The 16,543-nt window shown below is 72.9% G+C and carries 14 protein-coding genes; 3 read left to right on the forward strand and 11 right to left on the reverse strand.

Features of this window, described 5'->3' with window-relative positions; genetic code table 11:
- Position 1: 1 nt before the first annotated feature.
- The 9 genes from mutM to KUM40_RS02325 form a co-directional block, all read right to left on the reverse strand.
- On the reverse strand, positions 2-862 hold the full coding sequence (gene mutM / locus KUM40_RS02285; protein ID WP_217162234.1) for a bifunctional DNA-formamidopyrimidine glycosylase/DNA-(apurinic or apyrimidinic site) lyase: 861 nt from the start codon (positions 860-862) through the stop codon (positions 2-4).
- Positions 863-991: 129 nt separating this feature from the next.
- Entirely contained in the window at positions 992-1,834 is an 843-nt protein-coding gene (rnc, locus tag KUM40_RS02290; RefSeq protein WP_217162236.1) for a ribonuclease III, read from the reverse strand.
- A gap of 7 nt (positions 1,835-1,841) precedes the next feature.
- Positions 1,842-2,015 carry a 50S ribosomal protein L32 gene (gene rpmF, locus KUM40_RS02295; RefSeq protein ID WP_006139588.1) on the reverse strand — a complete coding sequence of 58 codons (174 nt, stop codon included), beginning with the start codon at positions 2,013-2,015 and terminating at the stop codon, positions 1,842-1,844.
- A 2-nt stretch (positions 2,016-2,017) separates the two neighbouring features.
- Positions 2,018-2,671 carry a DUF177 domain-containing protein gene (locus tag KUM40_RS02300; protein WP_217162238.1) on the reverse strand — a complete coding sequence of 218 codons (654 nt, stop codon included), beginning with the start codon at positions 2,669-2,671 and terminating at the stop codon, positions 2,018-2,020.
- A 145-nt stretch (positions 2,672-2,816) separates the two neighbouring features.
- Complete coding sequence (locus KUM40_RS02305; RefSeq protein WP_217162240.1) at positions 2,817-3,986, reverse strand: cell division initiation protein; 1,170 nt, start codon at positions 3,984-3,986, stop codon at positions 2,817-2,819.
- A gap of 151 nt (positions 3,987-4,137) precedes the next feature.
- A complete protein-coding gene (gene coaD / locus KUM40_RS02310; RefSeq protein ID WP_217162472.1) occupies positions 4,138-4,617 on the reverse strand; it encodes a pantetheine-phosphate adenylyltransferase in 480 nt (159 codons plus the stop codon).
- Positions 4,618-4,643: 26 nt separating this feature from the next.
- Positions 4,644-5,231, reverse strand: a complete 588-nt coding sequence (rsmD, locus tag KUM40_RS02315; protein ID WP_217162242.1) for a 16S rRNA (guanine(966)-N(2))-methyltransferase RsmD — start codon at positions 5,229-5,231, stop codon at positions 4,644-4,646.
- A 55-nt stretch (positions 5,232-5,286) separates the two neighbouring features.
- Positions 5,287-7,509, reverse strand: a complete 2,223-nt coding sequence (recG, locus tag KUM40_RS02320; RefSeq protein ID WP_217162244.1) for an ATP-dependent DNA helicase RecG — start codon at positions 7,507-7,509, stop codon at positions 5,287-5,289.
- A gap of 98 nt (positions 7,510-7,607) precedes the next feature.
- Positions 7,608-9,293 (reverse strand): DAK2 domain-containing protein, encoded by a 1,686-nt coding sequence (locus KUM40_RS02325; protein WP_217162246.1) that lies wholly within the window; start codon positions 9,291-9,293, stop codon positions 7,608-7,610.
- 277 nt (positions 9,294-9,570) lie between these two features.
- Here KUM40_RS02325 and rpmB point away from each other — a divergent pair, with 277 nt between their 5' ends.
- The 3 genes from rpmB to KUM40_RS02340 all read left to right on the forward strand — a co-directional run bounded on the left by rpmB (position 9,571) and on the right by KUM40_RS02340 (position 14,705).
- Entirely contained in the window at positions 9,571-9,756 is a 186-nt protein-coding gene (rpmB, locus tag KUM40_RS02330) for a 50S ribosomal protein L28 (protein ID WP_013000438.1), read from the forward strand.
- 166 nt (positions 9,757-9,922) lie between these two features.
- Positions 9,923-12,958 carry a BTAD domain-containing putative transcriptional regulator gene (locus KUM40_RS02335; protein ID WP_217162248.1) on the forward strand — a complete coding sequence of 1,012 codons (3,036 nt, stop codon included), beginning with the start codon at positions 9,923-9,925 and terminating at the stop codon, positions 12,956-12,958.
- A 544-nt stretch (positions 12,959-13,502) separates the two neighbouring features.
- A complete protein-coding gene (locus KUM40_RS02340) occupies positions 13,503-14,705 on the forward strand; it encodes an FAD-dependent monooxygenase (RefSeq protein WP_217162250.1) in 1,203 nt (400 codons plus the stop codon).
- Here KUM40_RS02340 and thiD read toward each other — a convergent pair.
- Both thiD and KUM40_RS02350 read right to left on the reverse strand, forming a co-directional pair.
- Complete coding sequence (gene thiD, locus KUM40_RS02345; RefSeq protein ID WP_217162252.1) at positions 14,686-15,534, reverse strand: bifunctional hydroxymethylpyrimidine kinase/phosphomethylpyrimidine kinase; 849 nt, start codon at positions 15,532-15,534, stop codon at positions 14,686-14,688. The two genes, KUM40_RS02340 and thiD, sit on opposite strands and share 20 nt — an antisense overlap.
- On the reverse strand, positions 15,531-16,499 hold the full coding sequence (locus KUM40_RS02350) for a thiamine-phosphate kinase (RefSeq protein ID WP_217162254.1): 969 nt from the start codon (positions 16,497-16,499) through the stop codon (positions 15,531-15,533). Before KUM40_RS02350 ends, thiD begins: the two co-directional genes overlap by 4 nt.
- Positions 16,500-16,543: the final 44 nt, after the last annotated feature.

Raw genomic sequence — 16,543 nt, forward strand, 5'->3', positions numbered from 1 at the left:
CCTACGGCGTGATCCTCGGCGGCCGCTGGCACTTCGGGCAGAAGTAGCTGGAGCGGTTCATCCACGGCCGGCGCCGCATCGGTGTGGCGCAGCGGCGGCAGGGCAGGCCCTCGCGGCCGTACGCGTCGAGCGACCGGTCGAAGTAGCCGGACTCGCCGTTGACGTTGACGTACAGGCTGTCGAAGCTGGTGCCGCCGACGGCGAGGGCGGCGTTCATCACGTCCCGGACGTGGCCGAGGAGTTCGGTGGTGCGGGGGCGGGTGAGGGTCGCCGTGGGGCGTTCGTAGTGCAGGCGGGCGCGCCACAGGGCCTCGTCCGCGTAGATGTTGCCGACGCCGCTGATCAGGGACTGGTCGAGCAGGGCCCGTTTGACCGTGGTGCGCTTGCGGCGCATGGCCAGGTGGAACGCCTCGTCGTCGAAGAGCGGGTCGAGTGGGTCGCGGGCGATGTGCGCGATGACGTCGGGCAGTCCGTCGGGGGTGGTCTCGTGCAGGGAGAGGCCGCCGAAGGTGCGCTGGTCGACGAAGCGGAGTTCGGTGCCGAGGGCGTCGGTGAAGCGGACGCGGACGCGCAGGTGCTTCTCGGCCGGTGTTTCGTGCGGCTGGACCAGTAGCTGGCCGCTCATGCCGAGGTGCGCGAGGACCGCCTGGTCGGTGTCCTCCAGGGGCAGCCACAGGTATTTGCCGCGGCGGCTGGGGGTGCCGACGCGGTGGCCCTTCAGGCGGTGGGCGAAGTCGTCGGGTCCTGCGATGTGCCGGCGTACCGCACGCGGGTGCAGCACCTCGGCGTCGGCGACGGTCCGGTGGGCGACCCAGCGCTCCAGACCGCGCCGTACGACCTCCACCTCGGGCAACTCGGGCATGGCATCCCCTCGGGCGGTCCGGTGGGGCCGGGCCGGTGGACGAACCGAACGCCCGCCCCGGTTCGTGGGGCGGGCGTTCGCGACGTGCGGTGTACCAGGTGTATCGGATGGATCGGTGTATCGGGTGGCTCAGGCGGAGGCCGACGGTGCGTCGGCGGCTTCGGCGGCCGGATGGGCCGCCGCCTCCTCGGCGCGCTCGTCCGCCGCGGCCCGGATGGACCGCCAGGCGGATTCCGCGGCCTGCTGCTCCGCCTCCTTCTTGCTGCGGCCGGTGCCGGTGCCGTACGAGACGCCTCCGACGCGGGCGGCAGCGGTGAAGGTCTTCTCGTGGTCGGGGCCGGTCTCCGTGACCAGGTACTCGGGGACACCGAGCCCTTCGGTCGCAGTGAGTTCCTGGAGGCTGGTCTTCCAGTCCAGGCCGGCACCGAGGTTGGAGGACCTGTCGATCAGCGGGTCGAACAGGCGGTGCACCAGTTCGGAGGCCGCGTCTAGGCCCTGGTCGAGATAGACCGCGCCGATCACCGCTTCGAGGGTGTCGGCGAGGATGGACGCCTTGTCCCGGCCGCCCGTGCCCTCTTCACCGCGGCCGAGCCGGATGAAGGAGCCGAGTTCGAGCCCACGGCCCACCTCCGCCAGCGCACGCGAGTTGACCACCGCGGCCCGCAACTTGGCCAGTTGGCCTTCGGGCAGGTCGGGGTGAGTGCGGTACAGCGTGTCCGTGACGACGAGGCCGAGCACGGAGTCCCCGAGGAACTCCAGCCGCTCGTTCGTCGGCAGACCGCCGTTCTCGTACGCGTAGGAACGGTGGGTCAGTGCACGCACCAGAAGGGCGGACTCGAGCTGATAGCCGAGCCGCCCTTCCAGAAGCGTGTGGGACGAGGCCTGGGTGTCCGCCGGAGCACCCCCGCGGCGGCGGGGACTGGTGGCTTCGACGTCTGCCACCTTCTTGGTAGTGGACACAGTGCCTCTCACCAGCCGCTCAGACCTCGAGGACCTGGCGCTTGTTGTAAGTGCCGCAAGCCGGGCACGCGATGTGCTGCAGCTTGGGCTCGTGGCAGCGCTCGCACGCAACCAGGGTGGGGACCGCAGCCTTCCACTGCGACCGGCGGTGGCGCGTGTTGCTGCGCGACATCTTCCGCTTCGGAACAGCCACGGCTACTTCTCCTGCTTCTCGGCGGCGTCCGCGGATTCTGGCCCGTCGCCGCTCATCTCGTCCTTCTCGCCGTCTTCGAGTGAACCGGCGAGTCCCTGCAATGCCGCCCAACGGATGTCGACGGCGGCGTGGTGGTGGCCGGGGTCGTCCGCCAGGCGTACTCCGCATTCGGAGCACAGACCCGGGCAGTCTTCCTGGCACACCGGCTGCATCGGCAGTGCGAGCACCACCGCGTCGCGCAGCACGGGTTCGAGGCCGATCAGTCCGTCCTCTACGAAGAGCCTGTCCTCGTCTTCCTCGGCGTCGTCGGCCGGCTCCGCCACAGGGCGGCCCCGGTCGTCGGCGTCAGGGTACGAGAACATCTCCTGGAAGTCCGCTTCGAGCTGCTGCTCCAGCGGCTCCAGACACCTTACGCACTCCCCCTCGGCCTTGGCACGGGCGGTGCCCGTGACGAGCACCCCTTCCATGACCGACTCGAGCCGGAGATCGAGCTTCACCGGGGCGCCTTCCGGCACTCCGACGACTCCCTGGACACCGAAGTCCTTGGGAGCGTCGACCGTGCGGGTCAGGCGCTGGAGCGCACCGGGCCGCCGTCCCAGCTCGTGTGTGTCGAACACGAGGGGGTCGCGGTGGTCGAGGCGCGCGTTCAGAACCATTCCTGCTTTCGGTCTTCGTGGTGTGGGGGTGCCGCCCTTCGGTGTTCCCGGGCAGCGCCGATCGCGGACGTACGCGCGACCGAACAGCCAGGATACTGGACCATTCGCTCTCGTCCCAATCCGGGCCGGTCGAGCGTCCGGCAGCCTAGAGTCCGCGGCCCTGTTCGTACGCCCTGAGCTGCTCGGCGCTGATCATGCCGGTGTCGAAGAGGCTGGTCTCGTCGAGCGCCGGCGGCTGGGCCTGCGGGGGTTGCTGCGGCTGCTGGGGCTGGGGCTGGGCGTAGCCCTGCTGTCCGTCGTACGCCTGCTGCTGGACGTCGTAGCCCTGATAGACGTACGGGTCGGCGCCCTGCTGCTGGTAGCCGTACGGGTCCTGCTGGCCGCCGTAGGTCTGCTGGTAGGCCGCGTACGGATCGGGCTGCTGCTGTGCGTAGCCGTACGCGGGCTCCTGCTGCGGCATGTCCGGCATGGCCTGCGCCGGCATCTGTGCAGGCACCTGTGCGGGCACCTGTGCGGGCATCTCGGGTACGGCCTGTGCCGGAAGCTGTGCCGCCGCGGGCTGCTGCTCGCCGTACTGGGGCTGCCGGGGCTGCTCGACGGGGGCGTCCGAGAGGCCCGCGAGGTAGTCGGCGTCGCTGGAGTGCTGGACGGTGCTCAGGTCGTCCGCGAGGGCGCCGAGGTCGTCGGTGGCGATCCGGCCGTGCAGCTTCTGGCGGCCGCGGCCGACGGCGTCCAGGGTCTTGGCGAGGACGGCCTCGAAGGCACCGAGCTTGGTGTCGACGTAGGAGTCGGCGTCGCGGCGCAGGATCTCGGGGTCGTGGCTGCGCTCGGGGGCGTCCTCGTCCTCGTAGCCGTTCTCGTCGAGGCCGGGTCCGGTGCCGAGCAGCTTCTCGCGGCCCCGGCCGACGGAGCCGAGGGTCTTGGTGAGGACGACCTCGAAGTTGGCGAGCTTGGAGTCGACGTAGTCGTCGGCCTCGGCGCGGACCTCCTCGGCCTCCTGCCTGGCCTCGGCGAGGATCCGGTCGGCCTCGGCCTGGGAGCGGCGGGCCACCTCGGTGTCGGCGATCAGGGAACCGCGCTCGGTGTGCGCGCCCTCGATGATCCGGTCGGCCTCCTGGCGGGCCTGCGCGACCAACTGCTCGCGGTCGCCGATCAGCTCCTGGGCCTGGGCGAGGGAACCGGGCAGCTCGGCGCGCAGCTCTTCCATCATCGAGAGCAGTTCGGCGCGGTTGACCACGCACGAGGCCGACATGGGCATGGCGCGGGCGCCGGAGACCATCGCGGTGATCTCGTCGAGCTTGTTCTGCACGTCCACCGTGTGCTCGCCACTCTCTAAAGCTGTGTTGGAGACGGACGGGACGACTGTACGACCCTGGGGTGTCCCGGGGACACCGGGTGACGGGTTGTCAGTCTCCGGAAGTCACCGGAAGTCGCCGGAAGCCGCCGCGAGCTGTACGACGGCGCGGTCAGTGCTTCTTCAGGCGCTCCGAGAGGACGTCGAGGACCAGCGGCGGCACCAGGTGGGACACGTCGCCGCCCCAGGTCGCGACCTCCTTGACCAGGGAGGACGACAGGAAGCTGTAGGTGGGGTTGGTGGGGATGAAGAGGGTCTCCACACCGGAGAGGCCGTTGTTCATCTGGGCCATCTGCAGTTCGTAGTCGAAGTCGCTGACCGCGCGCAGGCCCTTGACGATGGCCGGGATCTCGCGCTGCTTGCAGAAGTCGACGAGGAGGCCGTGGAAGGACTCCACGCGCACGTTCCCGTACTCGGCGGTGACCTGGCGGATCAGGTCCATCCGCTCCTCGATCTCGAACAGGCCCTTCTTGGCCTGGTTGATCATCACGGCGACGTAGACCTCGTCATAGAGGCTCGACGCACGGGCGATGATGTCGAGATGTCCGTTGGTGATCGGGTCGAACGACCCGGGACAGACGGCGCGGCGCACTAGAGTTCCCTCGCTCTCCGGTCCGGTCATCGTGCGTCTTCGCACGTAGAGGCGGCGCGACCGTACCAAAACGTTCCCTCGCCGTAGCGACGGGCCCGGATCGCGTCGAAGCCCCGGGGCCAGCGGAATTCGCCTCCCCTGGTGCTGCGCTCCACGGTGACGAGCGCTTCCCCGGCGAGCCACCCCTGCGTACGGAGTGTGAGCAGGATCTCCCGAAGATCGTCGTCCGAGACGGCGTACGGCGGGTCCAGGAAGACGACGCCGTACGGCTCGGCCGGGGCCGGGGTGCGGATGATCTGTTCCGCTTTGCCCGCCCTGACCTCGGCGCCGGGCAGGCCGAGGCTCTTGGCGTTCTCCCGGACCGTGCGGGCGGCCCGGGCGTCGGCCTCGACGAGGAGCACGTGTCCCGCGCCGCGGGACAGCGCCTCCAGACCGACGGCGCCGGAACCCGCGTACAGGTCGAGGACCCGCTCGCCGTCCAGCGGGGCGCCGAGCAGGGACTGCCAGGTGGAGAAGAGGCCCTCGCGCGCGCGGTCGGAGGTGGGGCGGGTGCCGGTCCCCGGCGGAACGGCCAGGCGGCGTCCGCCTGCCTTGCCGGCGATCACGCGGGTCATTTCTGGGTCCTTGTCGGTGTGCTCGGGTGTACGGACGGCGTCCGTCGCCAGTCTGTCAGCCCTTCTCCAGGTACTGCTCCCGCTCCTCGTCCAGCAGGGCGTCCAGGGCCGTCCGCAGACCGGGCAGGCCGGTCAGCTCCGGGTCGGCGGCGACGACCGCGGCCGCCTCCTGTCTGGCCTCAGCGATGATCTCCTCGTCCTCGATGACGGCGAGCACCCGCAGCGAGGTGCGGGCGCCGGACTGGGCCTGGCCGAGGACGTCGCCCTCGCGGCGCTGTTCGAGGTCGATGCGGGAGAGCTCGAAGCCGTCGAGGGTGCCGGCGACGGCGTTCAGCCGCTGGCGGGCCGCGCTCGCCTCGGGCATCTCGCTGACCAGCAGGCACAGGCCGGGAGCGGAACCCCGCCCGACCCGGCCGCGCAACTGGTGAAGCTGGGAGACGCCGAAGCGGTCGGCGTCCATGATGACCATCGCGGTGGCGTTGGGGACGTTCACCCCGACCTCGATGACCGTCGTGGCGACCAGGACGTCGCTCTCCCCGGCGGCGAAGCGGCGCATGACCGCGTCCTTGTCGTCGGGCTGCATGCGGCCGTGCAGGATCTCGACCCCGAGCCCCTGGAGCGGTCCCTTCGCCAGTTGGTCGGCGACGTCCAGGACGGCGAGCGGGGGCCGCTTCTCGGCGTCGTCCTCGGGCGACTTGCGCTGCGCGGCCTTCTTCTTCGGGTCGTCGTCCTCGTCGCCGATGCGTGGGCAGACGACGTACCCCTGGTGGCCGTTCGACACCTCCTCGCGGACCCGTTCCCAGGCCCGGGTGAGGAAGTGCGGTTTGTCGGCGGCGGGGACGACATGGCTGGCGATCGGGGACCGGCCGGCCGGGAGCTGGTCCAGGACGGAGGTCTCCAGGTCGCCGAAGACGGTCATGGCGACGGTGCGCGGGATGGGCGTGGCGGTCATGACGAGCAGGTGCGGGGGCTGCTTTCCCTTGCCGCGCAGGGCGTCGCGCTGCTCCACACCGAAGCGGTGCTGTTCGTCGACGACGACCAGGCCGAGGTCGTGGAACTGCACCTTGTCCTCGATCAGCGCGTGGGTGCCGATGACGATGCCCGCCTCGCCGGTGGCCAGGTCGAGCAGGGCGTGCCGGCGGGCGGCGGCGCCCATGGACCCGGTGAGCAGCACCACCTTGGTGGCGTGCTCGGCGCCGCCCAGCATGCCTCCCTCGGCCAGCTCGCCCATCATCTCGACGACGGACCGGTGGTGCTGCTGGGCGAGCACCTCGGTGGGCGCCAGCATCACGGCCTGCCCGCCCGCGTCGACGACGGCGAGCATGGCGCGCAGTGCCACCATCGTCTTTCCCGATCCGACCTCGCCCTGGAGCAGCCGGTGCATCGGGTGGTCGGTGGCGAGGTCGTCGAAGATCTCGCGGGAGACCTTCCGCTGGCCCTCGGTGAGGGTGAAGGGGAGGCGGTCGTCGAAGGCGGTGAGCAGGCCGTCCGGGCTCGGTCTGCGGGGGACGGCGGGGAGTTGGGTCTCGGCGTGGCGGCGGCGGGCGAGGGCGACCTGGAGGACGAAGGCCTCGTCCCACTTCAGGCGGGCGCGGGCGTCCTCGACGTCCGCCCTGGTGTGCGGGCGGTGGATCTTGAGGAGTGCCTCGGGGAGGGGGACCAGGCCCCGGCCCTCGCGCAGGGTGCCGGGAAGGGGATCGACGGCCTCCTGCGCGCTGGGCAGCACCGTCTGGATCGCCTTGCCGATCTTCCAGGACTCCAGTTTGGCGGTGGCCGGGTAGAGGGGGATGAGGGCGCCCGCCCACGACTCGACGCTCTCGGCCGCGTCCCCGTCGTCGTCGGCGCGCAGCAATTCGTACGCCGGATGCGCCAGTTGCAGTCGGCGGTTGAAGACGGAGACCTTGCCGGCGAACATCGCGCGGGTGCCCGGCAGGAGTTCCTTGTGGGGCTTGTGCACGCCGTTGCCGAAGAAGACCAGTTGGAGGCGGCCGCTGCCGTCCGTGATGGTCACTTCGAGGCGCTGGCCCTTGCCGCGCGGGGCCTTCGACGAGGCGAAGGTGTGCAGGCGGGCGTCGGCGACCTGGGCCACCACCGTGACGTGCTCGTCCATGGGCAGGTCGGCGAGGTGGGTGAGCTGGCCGCGCTCCTCGTATCTACGGGGGTAGTGGTGGAGGAGGTCGCCGACGGTGTGCAGGCCGAGGTGCTCGGCCATCACCTTCGCGGTGGCGGGGCCGAGCACCTTCTTCAGGGGTTCTTGCAGTGCGGGCACGAGATCCATTGCACACCACGCCACTGACATCGGCCCAGGGAAGCGCCGTACCAGCCGTACTCCTCCGCCTCTTTCCCCTCCTCCCCCTACTCCACTACCTACTCCACCTACTCCACGCCGACCAGCAGCAGCGCGCCCTGCCGGCCGCCCCGGTAGACGACCGTGTCGACGGCGAGGTACGCCTCGCGGACGCGGGCCTCCAGCCGGTCGGCGACGGTCTGGGGCGCCTCGTCGCCGAGGACGAGGGTGACCAGCTCGCCGCCGGCCGACAGCATGCGCTCCAGGACGGTCGCGGCGACCTCCGAGACGTCCGCGCCGATCACGGCCACGTCGCCGTCGATGAGGCCGAGGACGTCACCGGCCTGGCAGATGCCCGCCGTGGTCCAGGACTGGCGTTCGGCGACGGTGACCTCCGCGTGGCGGGTGGCACCGGCGGCCGAGGTCATCGCCACCACGTCCTCGTCGAAGCGCCGCTCGGACGCGTGCACGGCGAGCGCGGCGATGCCCTGGACGGCGGATCGGGTCGGGATGAGGGCGACGCGGATGCCCTCGGCGCGGGCCTGCTCGGCGGCCGCGGCGGCGGTGTGGCGCAGCTCGGCGTCGTTGGGCAGCAGCACGACCTCGCGCGCGTGTGCCCGCCGGACGGCCTGGACCAGTTCACCGCTCGCGGGCGGCTCCCCGGGGCGCGCGAGCAGGGTGGTCGCGCCGGCCTCGGTGTAGAGCGCGGCCAGCCCCTCCCCCGGTACGACGGCCACCACGGCGCGCTGGGTCCGCTCCCGGGGCGGGCGCTCGGTACCGGTGGTGTGCACGTCGCCGTGCCCGAAGTGGGTGATGCGGATCCGGTACGGCCGCCCGGCCTCGACGCCCGCCTCCACGGCGGCGCCCGCGTCGTCGACGTGCACATGGACGTTCCACAGTCCGTCGCCGCCGACCACGACGAGCGAGTCCCCGAGTCCGTCGAGCCGCTGCCGAAGCCGTGCCACGGCCGCGTCCTCGGCCTCCAGGAGGTAGATCACCTCGAAGGCGGGCGCGTTCTCCTCGCCCTCCGGTGCGGCGCACTCGTCCGAGGGGCCCGCGCCGCCGTGCTCCACGCGCGCGTGCGGCAGGACGAGCGGGCCCGGCGCCCGGCCCGTGAAGGTCTCCACCAGCGCGGCGAGGACCGTCACCAGTCCGTGTCCTCCGGCGTCGACCACGCCGGCGCGCTCCAGGACGGGCAGTTGGTCCGGGGTGGCGGCGAGCGCCGCGCGGGCGCCGTCGTAGGCCGCGCGGGCCACGTCCGCGCAGTCGCCCTCCGCACCGTCGGCCGCGTCGGCGGCGGCCGAGGCGACGGTCAGGACGGTGCCCTCGACCGGGTGGGCCACGGCCTGCCGGGCGGACGCGGCCGCGTGCCGCAGGGCCAGCCGCAGTCCGGCGCCTTCGGTGTGGGCCGAGTCGCCCCGCGCGGTGAGCACCTGGGCCATGCCGCGCAGCAACTGCGCCAGGATCGTCCCGGAGTTGCCCCGCGCGCCGATCAGCGCTCCGTGCGCCATCGCGCCCACGGCATCCGCCAGCGAGGGCCCGCCGTCCGCGTCCGGCGCCCTCGCGTCCACCTCGTGCGCGGCGAACACGGCCTCCACGGCGGCGGTGGCCGACTCGACGGTCAGGTAGAGGTTCGTGCCGGTGTCCCCGTCGGCGACGGGATAGACGTTGATGGCGTCGATCTCCTCGCGCGCCCGTCCCAGCGCGCGCAGCGACAGACCGCACCAGGTACGCACCGCCAGAGCGTCGAAGAACCTCTGTGGCACCTGCGCCACCTGCGCCTCCCTGAGCTGCGGACGTGGCTGGCAGCGTAGACCTTGGGAGGGGGCCCTCCGGAAGAGGGCCGGAAGAGGGCTGGGGCGGGCCCCTGAGCTGCCATGGTAGTTTCGTTGTACGGGAGCAGCCGTTGTATGCTGCTCCGGTTGCCCGATCCCGATCGGGCTCTCCCCCTGGCACCGCCACTCAGATCCCGGACCGTTCGCGCGTTCCGAGAGCTTGATCCCGGCATGCCGGGATCAACCGTAAGTGCATCTGAAGTCTTTGGAGTGACCCGTGGCTGCCAACTGCGACGTCTGTGGCAAGGGGCCGAGCTTCGGCAACAACATCTCGCACTCGCACCGCCGTACGTCCCGTCGCTGGAACCCGAACATCCAGCGCGTGCGTACCGTGGTCGGCGGGACGCCGAAGCGCGTGAACGCTTGCACCTCGTGCATCAAGGCCGGCAAGGTCTCGCGCTGACGCATGAGCTGAGCGCGCGGCCACTGCCTGGTCCGCTGCACGGAGCCGGTCCACCTCGGGTGGGCCGGCTTTTTGCCGTGCCGGAAATCTTCGCGGTGCCGGGAATCTTGGCGGTGCCGGGAATCTTCGCGGCGGCGCAATTCTCCGCCGTGCCAGAATTCCGGGAATGCGCTTCGGCATCCTCGGCCCCCTGGACATCCGTACCGACGACGGCACCCCCGTCGACCCCGGCGGCCCCCGCCCCCGAGCGCTGCTGACCCTCCTGCTCCTCGACGCGGGCCGTACGGTCCCGTCGGCCCGGCTGATCGACGGCCTGTACGGCACCGAGCCGCCCGCCGGTGCCGCGAACGCCCTCCAGTCGCAGATCTCCCGGCTTCGCGGGCGGCTCGCTCCCCACACGCACATCGAGGGCGGTGCCGTCGGCTACCGCGTCGTCACCGCGCCCGAGTCCATCGACGGCCACGTATTCGAACGCCTGTGCGGTGAGGGGCGTGCCGCTCTCGCCGCCGGTGATCCCGCGCGCGCGGCGGCCGGGTTGCGTGAGGCGCTCGCGCTGTGGCGCGGCCCGGCGCTGCCCGACCTGCCGCACGTACCCGCCGAGGCGGCCCGGCTCACGGAGCTGCGGCTGACCGCCGTACAGGACCGGGTCGAGGCGGATCTGGCGCTCGGTGGCGGCCCGGAGCTGGTTCCCGAGCTGCGGGCGCTGTTGGCCGCGCATCCCTTGAGCGAGCGGCTGTACGCGCACCTGATGCGCGCCCTGCACGCGGCCGGGCGGCCCGCCGAGGCGCTGACGGTGTACGAGGAGGCCAGGCGCACGCTTGCCGGACAGCTCGGCGCGGACCCGTCGCCCGAGCTGTCCGCGCTCCACGGCGAACTGCTCCGGGGACACACCGCCGCCGCCCCGCGACGGCCCCGGCTCCCCGCCCAGCTCACCCGCTTCGTCGGCCGGGACACCGACCTTGACCGCATCGCCGCCCTGTTCGACGAGGCGCGCCTGGTCACGCTCACCGGTCCCGGCGGCACCGGCAAGACGCGGCTCGCGATCGAGGCGGCGAGCCGGCGGGGTACGCCGGGCTCCCGGGCGGACGTCTGCTTCGTCGAGCTGGCGCCCCTCACCGACGGCGCGCAGATCCCGTACGCCGTGCTCACCGCACTCGGTGTGCGGGAGGGCTTTCGCAACGCGGGCGCGGACACCACGGAGCGGTTGCTGACCGCCCTGGAGGACCGCGAACCGCTGCTCGTGCTCGACAACTGCGAGCATCTCGTCGACGCGGCCGCGGCGCTGACGGCGCTGCTGCTGGGTGCCTGTCCCGGTGTGCGGATCCTCGCCACCAGCCGTGAGAGCCTCGGGATCACCGGCGAGGCCCTGGTGCCGGTTCCGCCGCTGTCGCCGCGCCCGTCGGTCGAGCTGTTCCTGGAACGCGCCCGTGCGGTGCGCCCCGGTTTCGACGGGCACGCGCGCGTGCCGGAGATCTGCGCGGCCCTGGACGGGCTGCCCCTGGCCATCGAGCTGGCGGCGGCCCGGCTGCGCACGCTTGCCCCGGACGAGCTGGCCGACCGCCTGGACGACCGTTTCCGTCTCCTCAGCCGGGGCGACCGTTCCAAGGCGCCCCGCCATCGCACGCTGCGCGCCGTCGTCGAGTGGAGTTGGGATCTGCTGGACGAGGAGGAGCGGGAGCTGGCCCGGCGGCTGACGGTCTTCACCGGGGGTGCCACGCTGGAGGCCGTGGAGGCGGTGTGCGGGGTGCCGCACCCGGAGGACCTGCTGGCCTCGCTGGTGGAGAAGTCACTCTTGGAGCACCTGCCCCAGGGCCGCTATCGGATGCTCGAGACTCTCCGCGCGTTCGCGGCCGAGGACCTGACCGGCCGGGACGGGCTGCGCGACGCGCACGCGGCGTACTTCCTGGAGCTGGCCGAGCGGGCGGAGCCGCGGCTGCGCACCGGCGATCAGTTGCCCTGGCTGGCCCGGCTCACCGCCGAGCTGGGCAATCTGGACGCGGCCCAGCGGCATCTCACGGACACCGCACCCCGCGAGGCCCTGCGGCTCATGGCCGCCCTGACCTGGTTCCGCCGGCTGCGCGGGCTGCACGGCGAACAGGTGCCGCGGGCCCGCGCGCTGCTGGCGGCCGTCGGGGACGAGCCGCCGGAGGGGCTGACCGAGGAGTACGCGCTGTGCGCGATGAACGCGGTCGCCGGGGACGGGGATGGGGACGACCCGGCCGAGACCGAACGGGTCGCTCGGGTGTCGGCGCTGATGGAGTCGCTGGACCGGCCGCTGCGGCTGCCGTTCGCGGTCGTGCTGCACTCACTGACCTGCGGGCCCACGCTCGTGCAGGACGCCCTGCCGAGGGTCCAGGTCGGGGAGCGGCCCTGGGGGCTGGCGCTGCTCGACATGGGCATCGGCTACCAGGAGCTGTTCGCGGGCCGGGCGGAGGAGGCTGAGGCCGCCTTCGCCCGCTCCCTGGCCGGCTTCCGTGCCACCGGAGACCGCTGGGGCATGGCCAACTGCCTCGACCCGCTGGGTGGTTTCGCGAACCGGCGGGGCGCCCACGACCAGGCCCTCGAACTGCTCGACGAGGGCCTGGCCCAGGTCAGGGAGCTGGAGGCGCCCGAGGAGACCGCGGACCTGCTGCGCTCCCGCGCGGTCGTACTGCTGCACCGGGGCGAGCCCGAGGACGCCGTCACGCACTTCACGCGCTCCGCGGCCCTCGCGCGCACGGCCGGTGCCGGTGACAAGGTGGCGAGTGCCCGGCGCGGCCTCGGCGACGTGGCCCGGCTGTCCGGTGACACGGCACGCGCGCGCGTGGAGTACGAGAACGCGCTGCGGCTGTGCGCCGCCAACTGGTTCAGCACCGGCGAGTCGGTCCGCATCCTGGTGGGCCTGGGCCGCACGGCCGCCGCGGAGGGCGACGCGGAGGCCGCCCGCGACTGGCTGGAGCAGGCCCGCGCGCTCGCCCTCGACTCCCCCGACGTGCTCGCCCTCGCGGAGGTCGCCGACTCCCTGTCCGCGCTCGCCCCCACCCCGGAGCGGGCCGCCGAACTCCTCGGCGCCGCCACGGGCCTGCGCGGCGCCCCAGCCCCCGGCGACCCGGACACCGCCCGCACCGACCACGACGTTCGCACCCGACTCAGCCCCGAGGTCTACACCCGCGCCTTCACACGGGGACGGAAACTGCGCTCGACGGCCCTCGACCGGGAGTAGCCGCCCCCACCTCGCGACAGGCGCCCCTGGTCCAGCGGCACCCCAACCCCGCTCACACCCACCCCGGAGCAGGCCGCCGAACTCCTCGGCGCCGCCACGGGCCTGCGCGGCACCCCCGCCCCCGGCGACCCGGACACCGCCCGCACCGACCACGACGTTCGCACCCGACTCAGCCCCGAGGCCTACACCCGCGCCTTCACGCGAGGGCGGAAACTGCGGTCGACGGCCCTCGGCCGGGAGTAGCCGCCCCCACCTCGCGACAGGCGCCCCTGGTCCAGCAGCAGACACCCCAACCTCCCGGCAGGCGGCCCCCAGCCAGCCGTAGACACCCCGACCACGCGACAGACCCCCCAGCCAGCAGCAGGCGGGCCGAGCACGCGACAGGCAGCCCCCAGCCTGCCGCAGGCGGGCCGCCCTCGCTTCGGGCGGCCCTGGGGCAGCGGTGGGCGGCCCGGCTCCCGCGGCAGGCTCGGTGACCGTGTGGTTTGCGGGCGGTATGCGGGCGGTGGGTGAACGGTCAGCGGCGCCGTCGAGGCTCGTTGCCATGACCAACACAGACCGTCTCGGCCACCTCGCCGTCCTGATCTCCGGCGCCGGCGTCGCCGGACCCGCCCTCGCTCTCGGCCTCGCCCGGTACGGCGCCCGCGTCACCGTCGTCGAGAAGGCACCCGCCCTGCGCGGGGACGGCTTCGCCGTCGACTTCCGGGGACACGTCCACCGGACCGTGCTGACCGCCATGGGGGTCTGGGAGGAGATCCACGCCCGCCAGACCCACATGGGCCGGCAGACCGTCGTGGACGCCGACGGCACCCCGCGGGTGGACCTGCCCGCCGAGATGATGAGCGGGGACGTCGAGATCTTCCGCGGCGAACTGGCGAAGATCCTCCACGAGCGCACGAAGGACACCGTCGAGTACGTCTTCGGCGACTCGGTCGCCACGCTCACCGACACCCCGGACGGCGTGGACGTCACCTTCGAGCAGGGCGCCCCCCGCCGCTTCGACCTCGTCGTCGGCGCCGACGGCCTGCACTCGCGCACCCGCCGCCTGGTCTTCGGCGACGAGTCCCGGCACCTGCGCTTCCTGGACCACTACGTGGCCGGCTTCGGCATCCCCAACCACCTCGGCCTCGACCGCGCCGGCCGCCTCTACAGCGAGCCCGGCCGCGCCGTCTGCGTCGGCAACTACGACGGCGACCCGGAGCGCGCGGGCGCCCTGCTGGTCTTCCGCTCGGAGCAGTTGGCGTACGACCGGGGTGACGTGGCCGCGCAGAAGCGGATCCTGCGGGAGCGGTTCGCGGGGATGGGCTGGGCGGCGCCGGACGTGCTGAAGGCGCTGGAGGAGGCCGACGACCTGTACTTCGACGCGATCGCGCAGATCCACGTCGACCGGCTCGCCAAGGGGCGCGTCGCCCTGCTCGGCGACGCCGGGTACGGCGCCACCATGGGCGGCATGGGCACGGGCGTGGCGATCGTCGGCGCCCACGTCCTCGCCGGGGAACTCGCCCTGGCGGGCGGCGACCACCGCACCGCGTTCGCCGAGTACGAGAGCAGGATCCGGGACTTCGCCAAGGGCTGTCAGAAGATCTCCGGCAACGCGGGCCCGTTCTTCGCGCCGCCCACCGAGCGACGTATCCGCAGCCGCGACCGCATGTACCGGCTGCTCGGCCACCGCGTGATGGCCGGCTTCTTCAAGCGGCTCACTGAGAGGGCCGCCACGGGCATCGAGCTCAGGGAGTATCCCGCCTGAGCGCCCAGCCGTGGTCCACCGGTCCGATGCCGTCGCCGAGCGGGAACCCGGCCGCGATCGCCCCGGTGACGTACTCCTTGGCCGCCGCCACCGCCTCCGGCACCGACTGCCCCTTCGCCAGCCCGCACGCCACGGCCGAGGCGAGGGTGCAGCCCGTGCCGTGGGTGTGCCGGTTGTCGAGGCGGGGGGCGCGCAGCCAGTGCTCCTCGGAGCCGTCGGTGAGCAGGTCGACGGCGTCGCCGGCCAGGTGGCCGCCCTTGATCAGCGCCCAGCGCGGCCCGTACTCCAGCACGGCAGCCGCGGCCCGGCGCAGATCGGTGTCCGACTCGACCTGTACGCCGGTGAGTTGGGCGACCTCGTCGAGGTTCGGGGTGGCGACGGTGGCCACCGGCAGGAGCCTGGTGCGCACCGAGTCCAGCGCGGAGGCGGCGAGCAGCGCGTCCCCGTGCTTGGAGACGCCGACCGGGTCGACGACGGCCGGGGCGTCCGTGGCGCCGATCAACTCCGCGACGGTCTCCACCAGTTCGGCGGAGGAGAGCATCCCGGTCTTGACCGCCTGGACGCCGATGTCGTCCACGACGCTGCGGTACTGGGCCCGCACCGCGTCCACGGGCAGTTCCCAGGCGCCCTGCACGCCCAGGGAGTTCTGCGCGGTGACCGCGGTAAGCACGCTCATGCCGTGCGTGCCGAGGGCCAGCATCGTCTTCAGGTCGGCCTGGATGCCTGCGCCGCCGCCGGAGTCGGAGCCCGCCACGGTGAGTACCAGGGGCGGGACCAGAGGCGGGGCCGGGGGCGGGACGGCGGGCTGGGCCGGGGGTGGCGGTGTCACGACTCCACGTCCCCGCCGAAGTGGTCCCAGCCGCCCTTGCTCGTCCACGGCGCCCCGTCCACGGTCACCTGGGGCAGCGCCGAGGGGTTGAGGACCTCGCCGATGACCTTCCAGCGGGCGGGCAGCTTCACGTCCGGCGGGAAGGTCGCCACGATCGCGTGGTCCTCGCCCCCGGTGAGGACCCACTGCATGGGGTCGACGCCGACGGCCTGCCCGATGTCGTTCATCTGGGACGGGATGTCGATCTGCCCGGAGCGGACGTCGATCCTGACCTTGCTGGCCTCGGCGATGTGCCCCAGGTCGGCGATGAGCCCGTCGCTCACGTCGCACATCGCGGTGGCGCCGAGCCCGGCCGCGGCCGGACCCGCGTGGTAGGGCGGCTCGGGGCGGCGGTGGGCCTCGACGAAGGCGCGCGGCGAGCGGAAGCCGCGGGAGAGCACGGCGAACCCGGCGGCGGACCAGCCCAGCCAGCCGGTCACCGCGACGAGGTCGCCGGGCCGGGCACCGCCCCGGGTGACGGGCTCCTGGTTGCGCAAATCGCCCAGCGCGGTGATGGAGACGGTGATGGTGTCGCCGCGCACCACGTCGCCGCCGACCACGGAGGCGCCCGCGACCTGGCATTCGTCGCGCAGTCCGTCCATCAGCTCGGTCGGCCAGGTCACCGGCAGTTCGGCGGGCACGACCAGGCCGAGCAGCAGCGCGGTCGGCACGGCGCCCATGGCGGCGATGTCGGCCAGGTTCTGCGCCGCCGCCTTGCGGCCCACGTCATACGCGGTGGACCAGTCGCGGCGGAAGTGCCGCCCCTCCACCAGGATGTCGGTGCTGGCCACCACCCTGCGGTCGGGCGCGGCCACCACCGCGGCGTCGTCGCCGGGACCGACCCGGACCGCCGGGGTGGTGGTGAGACGGGAGGTGAGCTCCCTGATGAGCCCGAACTCCCCCAGCTCACCAACAGTCCCCTTCATCGCCTTGGCTCCCCTTCTGTCTGTGTCCGTGTCCGTGCCTGTGT

Source organism: Streptomyces sp. AC512_CC834 (assembly GCF_019049325.1).
Taxonomy (GTDB): Bacteria; Actinomycetota; Actinomycetes; order Streptomycetales; family Streptomycetaceae; genus Streptomyces.